Below are 13,517 nucleotides of genomic sequence, written 5' to 3'. Positions count from 1 at the left end.
TTTACTCCTCTGTAGTTATATTTCATAAAAGCATAAACGTATCATCTTAAACCCCAAATTGTTCTAATAAGCGAGATGATTGCAACTGGTAATGCAAACAATTCTTGTTTATATTCTATCCATTATATTGAGATGATGGTAAGACGATGTACGTTTGCTTGTGCCACGGAATTTCCGATAAGAAAATAATGAAGCTGGCTGAGCAGCACGGGATCAGCGATATCCGCGGGATCCGCCAAGTTACCCCCCTTGGCTCGCAGTGTGGTAAGTGTATCCGCCAAGCGAAGGAAGTTCTTGAGCAGGTAACTATCATCCAGTACAAAAAAGCCAGTTAATAACGGCTTTATCACATCGTGTCTTTTGACACTCTTCTAATCAGTTCTATGCTTATGGGAACTGACAGAGGAGCGTTTTGCAATGAAAGCTGATCCGAAAATCATCCAACACCTCAACAAAGTCCTCGGTAACGAATTGGTCGCCATCAATCAGTATTTTCTCCATGCCCGAATGTACAAAGACTGGGGCTTGAAACATCTTGCCGACAAGGAATACCATGAGTCGATAGATGAGATGAACCACGCGGATCATTTAATCGAACGTATCTTGTTTCTCGAAGGGTTGCCCAACTTGCAAGATCTCGGCAAGCTTAATATCGGCGAAGATACTCAGGAGATGCTCGAGTGTGACCTGGCACTGGAGATGGCCGCGATTCCGGATCTGCGTGATGCCATTGCTTACTCAGAAGAGGTAAGGGATTATGTATCACGCGACTTGTTCCAAGATATCCTCGAAGATGAAGAGGAACATGTCGACTGGCTCGAAACCCAACTCGGGCTGATAGAAAAAGTCGGGATTGCCAATTACAACCAGGCCCAGATCATCGACGAAGATGAGGGATAGGGGAACTCCATAAATCTTTATGAATCCTTGCTCTTGAGCAGGGATTTTTTATATATGTAGGGGAGCAAGAGCGGATTCTAGAAATTAAGCTCATCGCAACAACATCTTAGCCTCATCTTTGTTTAATTTTCCGACAAGGGTTGCGTTCGAAACTGTGATCTGTATAATGCCCTCCACTGCCTGAGGATATAAGTTCTTGTAAGTGCGGTTGTGAACCAATAAGCGTTGAGGAAGAAACTGCTGAGCAGTTTATAAATGTATACTCTGACTTATGTTCGCAGTCATTAAATTGACTGACAATGTATCCGATAGGGATACTACGTTCACATAAATCAATCGGCATTCTCTCGTCTATACGAGGTTGAGTGGCGATATTGTTTGTGTAATTTTTATTATTGGAGCTCTGTCTCATGCAGAACCAACGTATTCGTATCCGCCTTAAGGCGTTCGATCACCGTTTGATCGATCAGTCGACTGCGGAAATCGTTGAAACAGCTAAGCGTACTGGCGCGCAGGTTAAGGGTCCAATCCCTCTACCTACTCGTAAAGAACGCTTCACTGTTCTTGTATCTCCTCACGTTAATAAGGACGCACGTGACCAGTACGAAATTCGTACTCACAAGCGCCTTATCGACATCGTTGAGCCAACAGACAAAACTGTTGACGCTCTTATGCGTCTAGATCTAGCTGCTGGCGTTGATGTCCAGATCAGCCTAGGTTAAGAGGAGATAAGAGAATGATTGGTCTAATCGGTCGTAAAGTGGGCATGACCCGCGTATTTACCGAAGATGGCGTTTCTATCCCAGTAACTGTGGTTGAAGTTGAAGCTAACCGCGTTTCTCAGGTTAAATCTGTAGAAACTGACGGCTACAACGCAATCCAGGTAACTACTGGTTCAAAGAAAGCTAACCGTGTTTCTAAGCCAGAAGCTGGCCACTTTGCGAAAGCAGGTGTTGAAGCAGGTCGCGGTCTTTGGGAATTCCGTCTAGAGAACAACGAAGAGTTCGCTGTTGGCGCTGAGCTAACTGTTGAGCTGTTCAACGAAATTAAAAAAGTAGACGTTACTGGTACATCTAAGGGTAAAGGTTTCCAAGGTGCTGTTAAGCGCTGGAACTTCCGTACTCAAGATATGACTCACGGTAACTCCTTGTCTCACCGCGCTCCGGGTTCAATTGGCCAATGTCAAACTCCAGGTCGCGTATTTAAAGGCAAGAAAATGGCTGGTCACATGGGTGCTGAGCGTGTAACGACTCAAAACCTAGAGATCGTACGTGTTGACGCTGAGCGTAATCTGCTTCTTATTAAAGGTGCAGTACCAGGCTCAACAGGTGGCAACGTGATCGTCAAACCAGCTGTTAAAGCGTAACGTCGAGGAGTTAGTAATGGAATTGGTAGTCAAAGGCGCTGATGCGCTAACTGTCTCCGAAACTACTTTTGGGCGTGACTTCAATGAAGCGCTTGTACACCAAGTAGTTGTTGCTTTTGCAGCAGGTGCTCGTCAAGGTACACGTGCTCAGAAGACTCGTTCTGACGTTTCTGGTGGTGGTGCTAAACCATGGCGCCAGAAAGGTACAGGTCGCGCTCGTGCAGGTACAATCCGTAGCCCGCTATGGCGTACCGGTGGTGTAACTTTCGCTGCTCGTCCACAGGACCACAGCCAGAAAGTTAACAAGAAAATGTACCGCGGTGCTATGAAGAGCATTCTTTCTGAGCTAGTTCGTCAAGAGCGTCTAATCGTTGTTGATGAGTTCTCTGTAGAAGCACCTAAAACTAAAGCGCTAGTAGCTAAGCTTTCTGAGCTTGAGCTAACTGATGCGCTGATCGTAACTGGCGAACTAGATGAGAATCTATTCCTAGCTGCACGTAACCTATACAAAGTAGACGTACGTGACGCGAAGGCAATTGACCCAGTTAGCTTGATCGCTTTCGATAAAGTTGTGATGACTGCAGCAGCAGTTAAAGCAGTTGAGGAGATGCTAGCATGATCACTGAAGAGCGTATTTTAAAAGTTCTACGTGCTCCGCACATCTCTGAAAAAGCAACTATGGCTGCTGAAAACGGTAACACTATCGTATTCAAAGTAGCTAAAGATGCGACAAAGAAAGAGATCAAAGCAGCAGTTGAAAAACTGTTCGAGGTTGAAGTTAAGTCTGTAAATACTCTTATCACTAAGGGTAAGACCAAGCGTCAAGGTATGCGTCAAGGCCGTCGTTCAGACGTTAAGAAAGCCTACGTTATCCTGAAAGAAGGTCAAGACATCGACTTCGCTGGCAGTGCAGAGTAAGGCTAGGAGCAAAGAAGAATGGCTATTGTAAAATGTAAGCCGACTTCCCCAGGTCGTCGCCACGTAGTTAAAGTGGTTAACTCTGACCTGCATAAGGGTAAGCCGTACGCACCACTACTAGAGAAAAAATCTAAGTCAGGTGGTCGTAACAACAACGGTCGTATTACAGTACGTCACATCGGTGGTGGTAACAAAAATGCTTACCGTATCATCGATTTCAAACGTACTAAAGACGGTATCCCAGCGAAAGTTGAGCGTCTAGAATACGATCCAAACCGTAGCGCAAATATTGCTCTAGTTCTGTACGCAGACGGTGAGCGCCGCTACATTATCGCACCTAAAGGTATTCAGGCTGGTGACACTATCCAGTCTGGCGCAGATGCTGCTATCAAAGTTGGTAACACACTACCAATGCGCAACATCCCAGTAGGTTCAACAGTACACTGTGTTGAGCTTAAGCCTGGTAAAGGTGCTCAGCTGGCTCGTTCAGCTGGTGCATACGCTCAGATCATTGCACGTGCAGGCACTTATGTGACTCTACGTCTACGTTCTGGTGAAATGCGTAAAGTTCTTTCTGAAGGTCGTGCGACCCTAGGTGAAGTTGGTAATGCAGAACACATGCTACGTGAGCTAGGTAAAGCTGGTGCTTCACGCTGGCGCGGTGTTCGTCCAACTGTACGTGGTGTTGTAATGAACCCAGTTGATCACCCACATGGTGGTGGTGAAGGCCGTACTTCTGGTGGCCGTCACCCTGTTTCACCTTGGGGTGTTCCAACTAAGGGTTACAAGACTCGTAAGAACAAGCGTACCGACAAGTACATCGTACGTCGTCGTAACAAGTAATTTTAAAGAGGATACGCCATGCCACGTTCTCTCAAGAAAGGTCCATTTATTGACCTACACTTGCTGAAGAAGGTAGAGAAAGCGTTGGAAAGCGGTGACAAGAAGCCTGTAAAGACTTGGTCCCGTCGCTCAATGATCATCCCTCAGATGATCGGTTTGACCATCGCTGTCCATAATGGTCGTCAGCACGTTCCTGTTTTCGTTTCTGAAGAAATGATCGGTCACAAGCTAGGCGAATTTGCACCAACACGCACTTACCGCGGCCACGCTGCGGATAAGAAAGCTAAGAAGCGCTAAGGAGTAAGTAATGGAAGCTATCGCTAAACATCGCTTTGCTCGCATTTCGCCGCAGAAAGCTCGTTTGGTTGCAGATCAACTGCGCGGTAAGCCAGTTGCTCAAGCTCTAGAAATTCTTCAGTTCAGCAACAAGAAAGCTGCTGATCTAATTAAGAAAGTTCTAGAGTCAGCTATCGCTAACGCAGAACACAACGAAGGCGCAGATATTGATGATCTATCAGTAGCTAAAATCTTCGTTGACGAAGGTCCTACCATGAAGCGTATTATGCCTCGTGCTAAAGGCCGTGCCGATCGCATCTTGAAGCGTTCTAGCCACATCACTGTTGTTGTAGCAGACCGCTAAGAGACTAGGAGAGAAAGCAATGGGTCAAAAAGTACATCCTAATGGTATTCGTCTTGGCATCGTTAAGCCATGGAATACCACTTGGTTTGCTAACAGCCAAGAGTTCGCTGACAACCTAGACGGCGACTTCAAGGTACGTCAGTTCCTTACTAAGGAACTAGCAAAAGCGTCTCTTTCACGTATCGTTATCGAGCGTCCTGCTAAGAGCATCCGTGTGACTATTCACACTGCTCGTCCAGGCGTTGTTATCGGTAAGAAAGGCGAAGACGTAGAGAAACTACGTGCTCGCGTTTCAAAGATCGCTGGTGTTCCAGCACAGATCAACATCGCGGAAGTACGTAAGCCTGAGCTAGACGGCAAACTAGTAGCAGACAGCATCTCGTCTCAGCTAGAGCGTCGCGTTATGTTCCGTCGCGCTATGAAGCGTGCAGTTCAGAACGCTATGCGCCTTGGCGCTAAAGGTATCAAAGTAGAAGTAAGCGGTCGTCTAGGCGGCGCTGAAATCGCACGTTCTGAGTGGTACCGTGAAGGTCGTGTACCTCTACACACTCTTCGTGCTGACATTGATTACGCAACTTCTTCGGCTCACACCCAGTACGGTGTAATTGGCGTTAAAGTTTGGATCTTCAAAGGTGAAGTTCTAGGCGGCATGCCAGTAGAAGAGCCAAAGGCTGACAAGCCTAAGAAGCAGCGCAAAGGCCGTAAATAAGGAGTTTATAGATGCTGCAACCTAAACGCACTAAATTCCGCAAGACCTTTAAAGGTCGTAACCGCGGTCTAGCGAACGGCACTGACGTAAGCTTCGGTACATTTGGTCTTAAAGCAGTCGGCCGTGGCCGTATCACTGCTCGCCAGATCGAAGCAGCGCGTCGTGCGATGACTCGTCACATCAAACGTCAGGGTCAAATCTGGATTCGTATCTTCCCAGACAAACCAATTACATCTAAGCCTCTTGAAGTTCGTCAAGGTAAAGGTAAGGGTAACGTTGAGTACTGGGTAGCACAAATCCAACCTGGTAAAGTTCTGTATGAGATGGATGGTGTTTCTGAAGAGCTAGCACGTGAAGCATTTAAACTTGCTGCACGTAAGCTACCTATCAAAACAACATTCGTAACTAAGGCGGTGATGTGATGAACGCACAAGATCTGCGCGCTAAAAGCGTTGAAGAGCTGAATGCTGAGCTTGTGAACCTACTGCGCGAGCAGTTCAACCTGCGCATGCAGGCTGCAACTGGTCAACTGCAGCAGACTCACACTCTGAAATCAGTACGTCGCGATATCGCACGTGTTAAAACCGTTCTGACTGAGAAGGCTGGCGCATAATGAGCGATCAAATTCGTACTCAGCTTGGTCGTGTTGTTAGCAACAAAGGCGATAAGTCTATTGTTGTTGCAATCGAGCGTAAAGTGAAGCACCCGATCTACGGTAAGTACATCACTCGCACGACTAAACTTCACGCACATGACGAAAACAATGAGTGTAGCCAAGGCGACACAGTTGAAGTTCGTGAGTGCCGTCCACTGTCTAAGACTAAGTCTTGGACACTGGTACGCGTAGTTGAAAAAGCTCGCGTTTAAGCGAACTTAACTACGATTTAACATAACGGCCCCGAGAAATTTTGGGGCCGTTCATTTTTTGTCTACCCATCGTCCGAAAATGGTGTTATTATTCGCCGCCTTTGAAGAAAAGGCAAAACGGCTCGAGATGGGTCAAGATGTTTAAAATTAGCGGAGCACTAACATGATCCAAATGCAAAGTATGCTTGACGCAGCCGATAACTCCGGCGCTCGTAGCGTAATGTGTATTAAGGTTCTGGGTGGTTCACACCGTCGCTATGCACATATCGGTGATGTCATCAAGGTTACTGTTAAGGAAGCAATTCCTCGCGGTAAAGTTAAGAAAGGTGACGTTCTGAAAGCGGTGGTTGTGCGCACTCGTAAAGGCGTACGTCGTCCAGACGGCTCTGTCATTCGCTTTGACCGTAATGCTTGCGTATTGTTGAACGACAACACTGAGCAACCAATCGGTACTCGTATTTTCGGCCCAGTGACTCGTGAGCTTCGTGGCGATAAGTTCATGAAGATCGTTTCACTTGCGCCTGAAGTACTGTAAGGAGTAACGCAAATGGCAGCTAAAATCCGTCGTAACGACGAAGTTATCGTTCTTACTGGTAAAGATAAAGGTAAGAAAGGTAAAGTAACTAAGGTTCTAGCAACCGGTAAAGTAATCGTTGAAGGTATCAACCTTGTTAAAAAGCACCAGAAGCCGGTACCGGCTATGGGCGTACAAGGTGGCATCGTTGAACAAGAAGCAGCAATTGATGCTTCTAACGTTGCAATCGTTAACGGTGAAGGTAACGCGGACCGTGTAGGCTTCCGATTCGAAGACGACAAAAAAGTTCGTTTCTTCAAATCGACTGGCGAAACTATCAAGTAATTTTTGGAGTAGTACAATGGCGAAACTGCATGATTACTACAAAGAGACTCTAGTTAAAGAACTTGCTGAAAAGTTCGAATACCAGAGTATCATGCAAGTCCCAAGGATCGAAAAGATCACACTTAACATGGGTGTGGGCGATGCGATCAACGACAAGAAGCTTCTAGAGAATGCTGCTGCTGACATGACTGCTATTGCAGGTCAGAAGCCGCTTATCACTGTAGCTCGTAAGTCTGTTGCTGGCTTTAAGATCCGTGAGGGCTACCCTATTGGCTGTAAAGTAACTCTACGTGGCGAACGCATGTGGGACTTCTTTGAGCGTCTAATTTCTATTGCTGTACCTCGTATTCGTGATTTCCGTGGTCTAAACCCGAAATCATTCGATGGTCGTGGTAACTACAGCATGGGCGTTCGTGAGCAGATCATCTTCCCAGAAATCGATTACGATAAAGTAGATCGTGTACGTGGTCTTGATATCACTATCACAACTTCTGCTAAATCTGACGAAGAAGCTCATGCTCTACTGTCTGCTTTTAACTTCCCATTCCGTAAGTAAAAGTAAGGGTTACTAATGGCTAAAGAATCAATGAAGGCACGCGAAGCTAAACGTGCCAAGCTAGCAGTAAAGTTCGCTGAAAAGCGTGCGGCACTAAAAGCTCTAATTAGCGACGTGAATGCGTCTGAAGAAGATCGCTGGAATGCAGTGCTTAAACTTCAGTCACTACCACGTGATTCTGCGAAGTCTCGTCAGCGTAACCGCTGTAACCAGACTGGACGTCCACACGGCTACCTACGTAAGTTTGGTCTTAGCCGTATCAAGGTTCGTGAAGCTTGCATGAAAGGCGAGATTCCGGGTCTGCGTAAGGCTAGCTGGTAATCCCAGTTATCCAATTTAGAATCACGGAGTATTGACTTATGAGCATGCAAGATCCGATCTCGGATATGCTGACCCGTCTTCGTAACGGTCAGGCAGCGAAAAAAGTTGCTGTTAAAATGCCATCTTCAAAAATGAAAGTTGCTATTGCAGCTCTTCTTAAAGAAGAAGGTTTCGTGGCTGACTACACTGTATCTGGTGAAGTTAAGCCTGAGCTAGAAGTTACTCTTAAGTACTTCGAAGCTAACCCAGTTATCGAGCAAATCCAACGTGTATCACGTCCTGGTCTGCGCATCTACAAGAAAAAAGATGCTCTTCCATCAGTGATGGGTGGCCTTGGTATTGCTGTTGTATCCACTTCCAAGGGTCTTATGACCGACCGCGCTGCTCGCAAAGCGGGTCTTGGCGGTGAGATTATCTGCTACGTAGCATAATAGGAGTAGGAAATGTCTCGTGTTGCAAAAGCACCAGTAGTTATTCCTGCCGGCGTAGAAGTTAAACTCAACGGTCAGGAAATCACTGTTAAAGGTGGTAAGGGCGAACTAGTTCGCGTTATCAACGAAGCAGTTGTATTGTCCCAGGAAGAAAACACCATCACTTTCGGTCCTCGTGAAGGATTCGATAAGGCTTGGGCTCAAGCAGGTACTGCTCGTGCACTAGTTAACAACATGGTTGTTGGTGTTACTGAAGGCTATACTAAGAAGCTTACTTTGAAGGGTGTAGGTTACCGTGCTGCCATTAAAGGCAACTCTGTAGCGCTAACTCTAGGCTTCTCTCACCCAGTTGAGCACGAATTACCAGCAGGTATCAAAGCTGAATGTCCATCACAAACTGAAATCGTACTAACTGGTACTGATAAGCAGGTTGTTGGTCAAGTAGCGGCTGATATTCGCGCTTACCGTAGCCCTGAGCCTTACAAAGGCAAAGGTGTTCGTTACGCCGATGAAATCGTGCGTACTAAAGAAGCTAAGAAGAAGTAAGGTAACACTATGGATAAGAAAGCATCTCGTATCCGTCGTGCGACCCGAGCACGTCGTAAGATTGCTGAACTGGGCGCAACTCGCCTAGTTGTACACCGTACTCCACGTCACGTGTACGCTCAGGTAATCGCACCAAATGGCTCTGAGGTAATCGCTGCCGCTTCTACCGTAGAAAAGGCGATTCGCGAACAGGTTAAGAGTACTGGTAACAAAGACGCTGCTGCAGCTGTAGGTAAAGCTATTGCTGAGCGCGCGATTGAAAAAGGCATCTCTAACGTTGCATTCGATCGTTCTGGTTTCCAATACCACGGCCGTGTAGCTGCTCTTGCAGAAGCTGCTCGTGAAGCTGGTCTGAAATTCTAAGGTAGGCGGAAGATGGCTAACGAAAAAACACAATCAGATTTGAATGAAAAGCTGATCGCTGTTAACCGTGTATCTAAGACGGTTAAAGGCGGACGCATTTTCAGCTTTACTGCACTAACAGTAGTTGGTGACGGTAACGGTCGCATCGGTTTTGGTTACGGTAAGGCACGTGAAGTTCCTGCTGCAATCCAGAAAGCGATGGAAAAAGCACGTCGTAACATGGTTACTGTTGCACTAAACGACGGTACTCTACACCACGCTGTTAAAGGTCGCCACACTGGTTCTAAAGTGTACATGCAGCCTGCATCAGAAGGTACTGGTATCATCGCCGGTGGTGCAATGCGTGCAGTGCTAGAAGTTGCGGGTATCCGTAACGTACTAGCTAAAGCATACGGTTCTACTAACCCAATCAACGTTGTTCGCGCAACAATTGATGGTCTAAGTGGAATGAACTCTCCAGAAATGATCGCTGCTAAGCGTGGTCTTTCTGTTAAAGAAATTCTGGAGTAATCGACATGGCTAAAACTATTAAAGTAACCCAAACAAAGAGCTCTATCGGTCGTTTGCCGAAGCATAAAGCATCTTTGCGTGGCCTAGGCCTTCGTCGCATCAACCACACTGTAGAACTTGAAGACACACCGTGCGTACGCGGTATGATCAACAAAGTTTTCTACATGGTTAAAGTTGAGGAGTAATCAGTATGCGTTTGAATACTCTATCTCCGGCTGCTGGTTCTAAGCCTTCTGCGAAGCGCGTAGGCCGTGGTATCGGTTCAGGTCTGGGTAAAACTTGTGGCCGTGGTCACAAAGGTCAGAAATCACGTTCAGGTGGTTCTGTACGTCCAGGCTTCGAAGGCGGTCAAATGCCTTTGAAACAGCGTCTACCAAAATTCGGTTTTACTTCTCGCAAGAGCCTTGTAACAGCTGAAGTTCGTCTAGGTGAACTAGCGAAAGTTGAAGGTGACGTAGTAAGTCTTGAAACTCTTAAGGCTGCGAACCTAATCACTAAGAACATCGAGTTCGTGAAAGTTGTACTTTCTGGTGAGATTGCTCGCACTGTAACAGTTAAAGGTCTACGCGTTACTAAAGGCGCTAAAGCTGCTATCGAAGCTGCAGGCGGTAAAATCGAGGAATAATTAACTCGAGGATGAGGTACAGATGGCTAAACAACCAGGACAAGATTTTCGTAGCGCCCAAGGTGGCCTAGCAGAGCTTAAGGTTCGCCTATTATTCGTTTTAGGTGCTATCTTAATTTTCCGAGCAGGCTCTTTTGTGCCTATTCCTGGTATTGACGCTGCTGTACTTGCCGATCTGTTCGAACAGCAAAAGGGTACCGTCATTGAACTGTTTAACATGTTCTCTGGCGGTGCACTTGAGCGTGCTTCCATCTTAGCACTGGGTATCATGCCGTATATCTCGGCATCGATCATTGTCCAGCTGCTAACGGTTGTTCACCCGGCATTAGCCGAGTTGAAGAAGGAAGGGGAGTCTGGTCGTCGTAAGATTAGCCAGTACACCCGTTACGGCACGCTTGTTTTGGCAACCTTCCAAGCAATTGGTATTGCAACGGGGTTACCAAGTATGATTCCGGGTCTGGTTATTAACCCTGGCCTTGGATTCTACTTTGTTGCGGTCGTCAGTTTGGTTACCGGTACCATGTTCTTGATGTGGTTGGGTGAACAGATTACGGAGCGTGGCATAGGTAACGGTATATCTGTGATTATTTTCACTGGTATCGTTGCAGGTTTGCCGCCAGCTATTGGACAGACAGTGGAGCAAGCGCGTCAAGGTGAATTGCACGTACTTCTTCTACTATTGATTGCAGTGATTTCTTTCGCTGTCATTTACTTCGTAGTGTTCATGGAACGTGGTCAGCGTCGTATCGTCGTTAACTACGCCAAACGTCAGCAAGGCCGTCGTGTTTTTGCTGCGCAGAGCACTCACTTGCCGTTGAAAATCAACATGGCAGGGGTAATTCCAGCGATTTTTGCATCAAGCATTATTCTGTTTCCGGGCACACTGGCTCAGTGGTTCGGTCAGAATGAAAACCTAGGTTGGCTAAGTGATATTTCGCTAGCACTCAGCCCAGGTCAGCCACTTTATGTGATGCTTTATGCTGCTGCGATTATTTTCTTCTGTTTCTTCTATACCGCGTTGGTGTTTAACCCTCGCGAGACAGCTGACAACTTGAAGAAGTCTGGTGCGTTCGTACCTGGTATTCGCCCGGGAGAGCAGACCGCGAAATATATAGATAAAGTGATGACACGCCTGACATTGGCTGGTGCGTTATATATCACCTTTATCTGTCTGATCCCCGAGTTTATGATGATTGCATGGAACGTCCGCTTCTATTTTGGCGGCACTTCACTACTGATTGTAGTTGTGGTTATCATGGACTTCATGGCTCAAGTTCAGACACATCTGATGTCTCAACAATATGAGTCTGTTTTGAAAAAGGCTAATCTTAAGGGCTCAGGCCGTTAAGATCCTAATTACGGAGTTTAGCAATGAAAGTTCGTGCTTCCGTTAAGAAAATCTGCCGTAACTGTAAAGTTATCAAGCGCAACGGTGTTGTGCGTGTAATTTGCAGTGAGCCAAAGCATAAACAACGCCAAGGCTAATTAGCAGAAATATTTCTTGCAAATTGAAGGTAGGTTGGCTAAATTAGCCAACCAATCTTTTGTGTGTGCAAAAGAATTGTTCCACCGCTGCGTATCCTAGACGGGCTTTGCAGCGGTTATTCTTGAAAAGTACTAGGAGTGAATAGTGGCCCGTATTGCAGGCATTAACATTCCTGATCAAAAACATTCTGTAATCGCTCTAACAGCGATCTACGGCATTGGTAAAACTCGCTCTCAAGCTATTCTAGCTGAAGTGGGTATTGCTGAAGATGTTAAGATCAGTGAACTAACTGAAGAGCAGATCGATCTACTGCGTGATGGTGTAGCTAAGTACACTGTAGAAGGTGATCTACGTCGTGAAGTTTCCATGAACATCAAGCGTCTAATGGACCTTGGTTGTTACCGTGGTCTTCGTCATCGTCGCAGTCTACCACTACGTGGACAGCGTACTAAAACCAACGCTCGTACCCGTAAGGGTCCGCGCAAGCCGATCAAAAAATAATCGGGTAAGGTAGAGAGTACAATGGCTAAACAACCAACTCGCGCGCGTAAGCGCGTACGCAAGCAAGTAGCAGATGGCGTTGCGCACATCCATGCTTCTTTCAATAACACAATCGTAACCATTACTGACCGTCAGGGTAACGCTCTATCTTGGGCAACTGCAGGTGGTTCAGGTTTCCGCGGTTCTCGTAAATCTACTCCGTTCGCTGCACAGGTTGCTGCTGAGCGTTGTGGTGAAATGGCCAAAGAATATGGCGTTAAGAACCTAGAAGTTATGGTTAAGGGCCCTGGTCCTGGTCGTGAGTCAACTATCCGCGCTCTAAACGCAGCGGGTTTCCGTATCACTAACATTGTTGATGCGACTCCGATCCCTCATAACGGTTGTCGTCCACCTAAGAAACGTCGCGTATAACGTTTCGTTTTTAGGAAAACTGGAGAAAGAACATGGCAAGATATTTGGGTCCTAAGCTGAAGCTTAGCCGTCGCGAAGGCACAGACTTATTCCTTAAGTCTGGTGTGCGCGCGATTGATACCAAGTGTAAAATCGACAATGCACCTGGTGTGCATGGTGCTCGTCGCGGTCGTCTATCAGACTACGGCGTACAGCTTCGCGAGAAACAAAAAGTTCGTCGTACTTACGGCGTACTTGAAAAGCAATTCCGTAACTACTACAAAGAAGCAGCTCGCATTAAGGGCAACACAGGTGAAAACCTGCTTCAGCTTCTTGAAGGTCGTCTAGATAACGTAGTTTACCGCATGGGTTTCGGTGCAACACGCGCTGAATCACGTCAGCTGGTAAGCCACAAAGCGATCCTAGTTAACGGTCAAGTCGTAAACGTTCCTTCTTTCAAGGTAGCGGCAAACGACGTTGTTAGCATTCGCGAGAAAGCTAAGAACCAAGCACGCATCAAAGCAGCTCTAGAAGTTGCTACTCAGCGTGAACTACCGACTTGGGTCGAAGTAGACAGCAGCAAGCTAGAAGGTACTTTCAAGCGCCTTCCAGAACGTTCTGATTTGTCTGCCGACATCAACGAACACCTGATCGTCGAGCTTTACTCTAAGTAAGGCTATAGTTAA

General features: G+C 46.6%; 28 protein-coding genes. All 28 read left to right on the top strand.

What is annotated here, in order from left to right:
* Positions 1-146: 146 nt before the first annotated feature.
* The 28 genes from bfd to rpsD all read left to right on the top strand — a co-directional run bounded on the left by bfd (position 147) and on the right by rpsD (position 13,505).
* Complete coding sequence (gene bfd / locus ACVA58_RS16310; protein ID WP_255044047.1) at positions 147-335, top strand: bacterioferritin-associated ferredoxin; 189 nt, start codon at positions 147-149, stop codon at positions 333-335.
* Positions 336-417: 82 nt separating this feature from the next.
* On the top strand, positions 418-900 hold the full coding sequence (gene bfr, locus ACVA58_RS16305; protein WP_255044046.1) for a bacterioferritin: 483 nt from the start codon (positions 418-420) through the stop codon (positions 898-900).
* A gap of 410 nt (positions 901-1,310) precedes the next feature.
* On the top strand, positions 1,311-1,622 hold the full coding sequence (gene rpsJ / locus ACVA58_RS16300; protein WP_107299054.1) for a 30S ribosomal protein S10: 312 nt from the start codon (positions 1,311-1,313) through the stop codon (positions 1,620-1,622).
* 14 nt (positions 1,623-1,636) lie between these two features.
* Positions 1,637-2,266 (top strand): 50S ribosomal protein L3, encoded by a 630-nt coding sequence (rplC, locus tag ACVA58_RS16295; RefSeq protein WP_255044045.1) that lies wholly within the window; start codon positions 1,637-1,639, stop codon positions 2,264-2,266.
* 16 nt (positions 2,267-2,282) lie between these two features.
* Positions 2,283-2,885 carry a 50S ribosomal protein L4 gene (gene rplD, locus ACVA58_RS16290; protein WP_255044044.1) on the top strand — a complete coding sequence of 201 codons (603 nt, stop codon included), beginning with the start codon at positions 2,283-2,285 and terminating at the stop codon, positions 2,883-2,885.
* Complete coding sequence (gene rplW, locus ACVA58_RS16285) at positions 2,882-3,184, top strand: 50S ribosomal protein L23 (protein ID WP_039465430.1); 303 nt, start codon at positions 2,882-2,884, stop codon at positions 3,182-3,184. Before rplD ends, rplW begins: the two co-directional genes overlap by 4 nt.
* A gap of 18 nt (positions 3,185-3,202) precedes the next feature.
* Positions 3,203-4,027 carry a 50S ribosomal protein L2 gene (gene rplB / locus ACVA58_RS16280; RefSeq protein WP_446511444.1) on the top strand — a complete coding sequence of 275 codons (825 nt, stop codon included), beginning with the start codon at positions 3,203-3,205 and terminating at the stop codon, positions 4,025-4,027.
* 18 nt (positions 4,028-4,045) lie between these two features.
* On the top strand, positions 4,046-4,324 hold the full coding sequence (gene rpsS / locus ACVA58_RS16275) for a 30S ribosomal protein S19 (RefSeq protein ID WP_005302795.1): 279 nt from the start codon (positions 4,046-4,048) through the stop codon (positions 4,322-4,324).
* A gap of 10 nt (positions 4,325-4,334) precedes the next feature.
* Complete coding sequence (gene rplV / locus ACVA58_RS16270; protein ID WP_007469139.1) at positions 4,335-4,667, top strand: 50S ribosomal protein L22; 333 nt, start codon at positions 4,335-4,337, stop codon at positions 4,665-4,667.
* 19 nt (positions 4,668-4,686) lie between these two features.
* Positions 4,687-5,376 (top strand): 30S ribosomal protein S3, encoded by a 690-nt coding sequence (rpsC, locus tag ACVA58_RS16265; RefSeq protein ID WP_107299058.1) that lies wholly within the window; start codon positions 4,687-4,689, stop codon positions 5,374-5,376.
* Between the two features lie 11 nt (positions 5,377-5,387).
* Positions 5,388-5,798, top strand: coding sequence for a 50S ribosomal protein L16 (gene rplP, locus ACVA58_RS16260; protein WP_255044042.1), 411 nt, complete (start codon positions 5,388-5,390; stop codon positions 5,796-5,798).
* Positions 5,798-5,989 carry a 50S ribosomal protein L29 gene (rpmC, locus tag ACVA58_RS16255; RefSeq protein WP_107349860.1) on the top strand — a complete coding sequence of 64 codons (192 nt, stop codon included), beginning with the start codon at positions 5,798-5,800 and terminating at the stop codon, positions 5,987-5,989. Before rplP ends, rpmC begins: the two co-directional genes overlap by 1 nt.
* Positions 5,989-6,243 (top strand): 30S ribosomal protein S17, encoded by a 255-nt coding sequence (rpsQ, locus tag ACVA58_RS16250; RefSeq protein ID WP_428657256.1) that lies wholly within the window; start codon positions 5,989-5,991, stop codon positions 6,241-6,243. The genes rpmC and rpsQ overlap by 1 nt, the downstream gene beginning before the upstream one ends.
* Positions 6,244-6,406: 163 nt before the next feature.
* Positions 6,407-6,778, top strand: a complete 372-nt coding sequence (rplN, locus tag ACVA58_RS16245) for a 50S ribosomal protein L14 (protein WP_004410450.1) — start codon at positions 6,407-6,409, stop codon at positions 6,776-6,778.
* A gap of 12 nt (positions 6,779-6,790) precedes the next feature.
* A complete protein-coding gene (rplX, locus tag ACVA58_RS16240) occupies positions 6,791-7,102 on the top strand; it encodes a 50S ribosomal protein L24 (RefSeq protein ID WP_446511443.1) in 312 nt (103 codons plus the stop codon).
* Between the two features lie 16 nt (positions 7,103-7,118).
* A complete protein-coding gene (gene rplE / locus ACVA58_RS16235; protein WP_107349863.1) occupies positions 7,119-7,658 on the top strand; it encodes a 50S ribosomal protein L5 in 540 nt (179 codons plus the stop codon).
* 15 nt (positions 7,659-7,673) lie between these two features.
* Positions 7,674-7,979: a 30S ribosomal protein S14 gene (gene rpsN, locus ACVA58_RS16230; protein ID WP_107299061.1), complete on the top strand. Its 306-nt coding sequence runs from the start codon at positions 7,674-7,676 to the stop codon at positions 7,977-7,979.
* 38 nt (positions 7,980-8,017) lie between these two features.
* Positions 8,018-8,410 (top strand): 30S ribosomal protein S8, encoded by a 393-nt coding sequence (gene rpsH / locus ACVA58_RS16225; protein WP_036816282.1) that lies wholly within the window; start codon positions 8,018-8,020, stop codon positions 8,408-8,410.
* A gap of 12 nt (positions 8,411-8,422) precedes the next feature.
* Positions 8,423-8,956 carry a 50S ribosomal protein L6 gene (gene rplF, locus ACVA58_RS16220; RefSeq protein WP_036816283.1) on the top strand — a complete coding sequence of 178 codons (534 nt, stop codon included), beginning with the start codon at positions 8,423-8,425 and terminating at the stop codon, positions 8,954-8,956.
* A 9-nt stretch (positions 8,957-8,965) separates the two neighbouring features.
* Complete coding sequence (gene rplR, locus ACVA58_RS16215) at positions 8,966-9,319, top strand: 50S ribosomal protein L18 (RefSeq protein ID WP_068330631.1); 354 nt, start codon at positions 8,966-8,968, stop codon at positions 9,317-9,319.
* A gap of 12 nt (positions 9,320-9,331) precedes the next feature.
* A complete protein-coding gene (rpsE, locus tag ACVA58_RS16210; RefSeq protein WP_107349865.1) occupies positions 9,332-9,829 on the top strand; it encodes a 30S ribosomal protein S5 in 498 nt (165 codons plus the stop codon).
* A gap of 5 nt (positions 9,830-9,834) precedes the next feature.
* On the top strand, positions 9,835-10,014 hold the full coding sequence (gene rpmD / locus ACVA58_RS16205; protein WP_107349866.1) for a 50S ribosomal protein L30: 180 nt from the start codon (positions 9,835-9,837) through the stop codon (positions 10,012-10,014).
* 5 nt (positions 10,015-10,019) lie between these two features.
* Positions 10,020-10,454, top strand: a complete 435-nt coding sequence (gene rplO / locus ACVA58_RS16200) for a 50S ribosomal protein L15 (RefSeq protein WP_107349867.1) — start codon at positions 10,020-10,022, stop codon at positions 10,452-10,454.
* 22 nt (positions 10,455-10,476) lie between these two features.
* Positions 10,477-11,802, top strand: coding sequence for a preprotein translocase subunit SecY (gene secY / locus ACVA58_RS16195; RefSeq protein ID WP_107349868.1), 1,326 nt, complete (start codon positions 10,477-10,479; stop codon positions 11,800-11,802).
* A 23-nt stretch (positions 11,803-11,825) separates the two neighbouring features.
* Positions 11,826-11,939 carry a 50S ribosomal protein L36 gene (gene rpmJ, locus ACVA58_RS16190; RefSeq protein ID WP_000868186.1) on the top strand — a complete coding sequence of 38 codons (114 nt, stop codon included), beginning with the start codon at positions 11,826-11,828 and terminating at the stop codon, positions 11,937-11,939.
* Positions 11,940-12,084: 145 nt separating this feature from the next.
* The gene (rpsM, locus tag ACVA58_RS16185; protein WP_107349869.1) at positions 12,085-12,441 is read left to right on the top strand and encodes a 30S ribosomal protein S13; all 357 of its coding nucleotides are present in this window, start codon (positions 12,085-12,087) and stop codon (positions 12,439-12,441) included.
* Positions 12,442-12,462: 21 nt separating this feature from the next.
* Positions 12,463-12,852, top strand: a complete 390-nt coding sequence (gene rpsK / locus ACVA58_RS16180; RefSeq protein WP_005370963.1) for a 30S ribosomal protein S11 — start codon at positions 12,463-12,465, stop codon at positions 12,850-12,852.
* Positions 12,853-12,884: 32 nt separating this feature from the next.
* The gene (gene rpsD / locus ACVA58_RS16175) at positions 12,885-13,505 is read left to right on the top strand and encodes a 30S ribosomal protein S4 (RefSeq protein ID WP_107349870.1); all 621 of its coding nucleotides are present in this window, start codon (positions 12,885-12,887) and stop codon (positions 13,503-13,505) included.
* Positions 13,506-13,517: the final 12 nt, after the last annotated feature.

Source organism: Photobacterium sp. DNB22_13_2, from assembly GCF_052873915.1.
Note: the sequence above shows the minus strand (reverse complement) of the source record. Positions and strands in the feature narration are given on the sequence as shown.

What these genes read in the sequence shown, in the direction of transcription:
- bfd (WP_255044047.1), top strand. Translation starts at nt 147, where the DNA reads ATGTACGTTTGCTTGTGCCACGGAATTTCCGATAAGAAAATAATGAAG.
- bfr (WP_255044046.1), top strand. Translation starts at nt 418, where the DNA reads ATGAAAGCTGATCCGAAAATCATCCAACACCTCAACAAAGTCCTCGGT.
- rpsJ (WP_107299054.1), top strand. Translation starts at nt 1,311, where the DNA reads ATGCAGAACCAACGTATTCGTATCCGCCTTAAGGCGTTCGATCACCGT.
- rplC (WP_255044045.1), top strand. Translation starts at nt 1,637, where the DNA reads ATGATTGGTCTAATCGGTCGTAAAGTGGGCATGACCCGCGTATTTACC.
- rplD (WP_255044044.1), top strand. Translation starts at nt 2,283, where the DNA reads ATGGAATTGGTAGTCAAAGGCGCTGATGCGCTAACTGTCTCCGAAACT.
- rplW (WP_039465430.1), top strand. Translation starts at nt 2,882, where the DNA reads ATGATCACTGAAGAGCGTATTTTAAAAGTTCTACGTGCTCCGCACATC.
- rplB (WP_446511444.1), top strand. Translation starts at nt 3,203, where the DNA reads ATGGCTATTGTAAAATGTAAGCCGACTTCCCCAGGTCGTCGCCACGTA.
- rpsS (WP_005302795.1), top strand. Translation starts at nt 4,046, where the DNA reads ATGCCACGTTCTCTCAAGAAAGGTCCATTTATTGACCTACACTTGCTG.
- rplV (WP_007469139.1), top strand. Translation starts at nt 4,335, where the DNA reads ATGGAAGCTATCGCTAAACATCGCTTTGCTCGCATTTCGCCGCAGAAA.
- rpsC (WP_107299058.1), top strand. Translation starts at nt 4,687, where the DNA reads ATGGGTCAAAAAGTACATCCTAATGGTATTCGTCTTGGCATCGTTAAG.
- rplP (WP_255044042.1), top strand. Translation starts at nt 5,388, where the DNA reads ATGCTGCAACCTAAACGCACTAAATTCCGCAAGACCTTTAAAGGTCGT.
- rpmC (WP_107349860.1), top strand. Translation starts at nt 5,798, where the DNA reads ATGAACGCACAAGATCTGCGCGCTAAAAGCGTTGAAGAGCTGAATGCT.
- rpsQ (WP_428657256.1), top strand. Translation starts at nt 5,989, where the DNA reads ATGAGCGATCAAATTCGTACTCAGCTTGGTCGTGTTGTTAGCAACAAA.
- rplN (WP_004410450.1), top strand. Translation starts at nt 6,407, where the DNA reads ATGATCCAAATGCAAAGTATGCTTGACGCAGCCGATAACTCCGGCGCT.
- rplX (WP_446511443.1), top strand. Translation starts at nt 6,791, where the DNA reads ATGGCAGCTAAAATCCGTCGTAACGACGAAGTTATCGTTCTTACTGGT.
- rplE (WP_107349863.1), top strand. Translation starts at nt 7,119, where the DNA reads ATGGCGAAACTGCATGATTACTACAAAGAGACTCTAGTTAAAGAACTT.
- rpsN (WP_107299061.1), top strand. Translation starts at nt 7,674, where the DNA reads ATGGCTAAAGAATCAATGAAGGCACGCGAAGCTAAACGTGCCAAGCTA.
- rpsH (WP_036816282.1), top strand. Translation starts at nt 8,018, where the DNA reads ATGAGCATGCAAGATCCGATCTCGGATATGCTGACCCGTCTTCGTAAC.
- rplF (WP_036816283.1), top strand. Translation starts at nt 8,423, where the DNA reads ATGTCTCGTGTTGCAAAAGCACCAGTAGTTATTCCTGCCGGCGTAGAA.
- rplR (WP_068330631.1), top strand. Translation starts at nt 8,966, where the DNA reads ATGGATAAGAAAGCATCTCGTATCCGTCGTGCGACCCGAGCACGTCGT.
- rpsE (WP_107349865.1), top strand. Translation starts at nt 9,332, where the DNA reads ATGGCTAACGAAAAAACACAATCAGATTTGAATGAAAAGCTGATCGCT.
- rpmD (WP_107349866.1), top strand. Translation starts at nt 9,835, where the DNA reads ATGGCTAAAACTATTAAAGTAACCCAAACAAAGAGCTCTATCGGTCGT.
- rplO (WP_107349867.1), top strand. Translation starts at nt 10,020, where the DNA reads ATGCGTTTGAATACTCTATCTCCGGCTGCTGGTTCTAAGCCTTCTGCG.
- secY (WP_107349868.1), top strand. Translation starts at nt 10,477, where the DNA reads ATGGCTAAACAACCAGGACAAGATTTTCGTAGCGCCCAAGGTGGCCTA.
- rpmJ (WP_000868186.1), top strand. Translation starts at nt 11,826, where the DNA reads ATGAAAGTTCGTGCTTCCGTTAAGAAAATCTGCCGTAACTGTAAAGTT.
- rpsK (WP_005370963.1), top strand. Translation starts at nt 12,463, where the DNA reads ATGGCTAAACAACCAACTCGCGCGCGTAAGCGCGTACGCAAGCAAGTA.
- rpsD (WP_107349870.1), top strand. Translation starts at nt 12,885, where the DNA reads ATGGCAAGATATTTGGGTCCTAAGCTGAAGCTTAGCCGTCGCGAAGGC.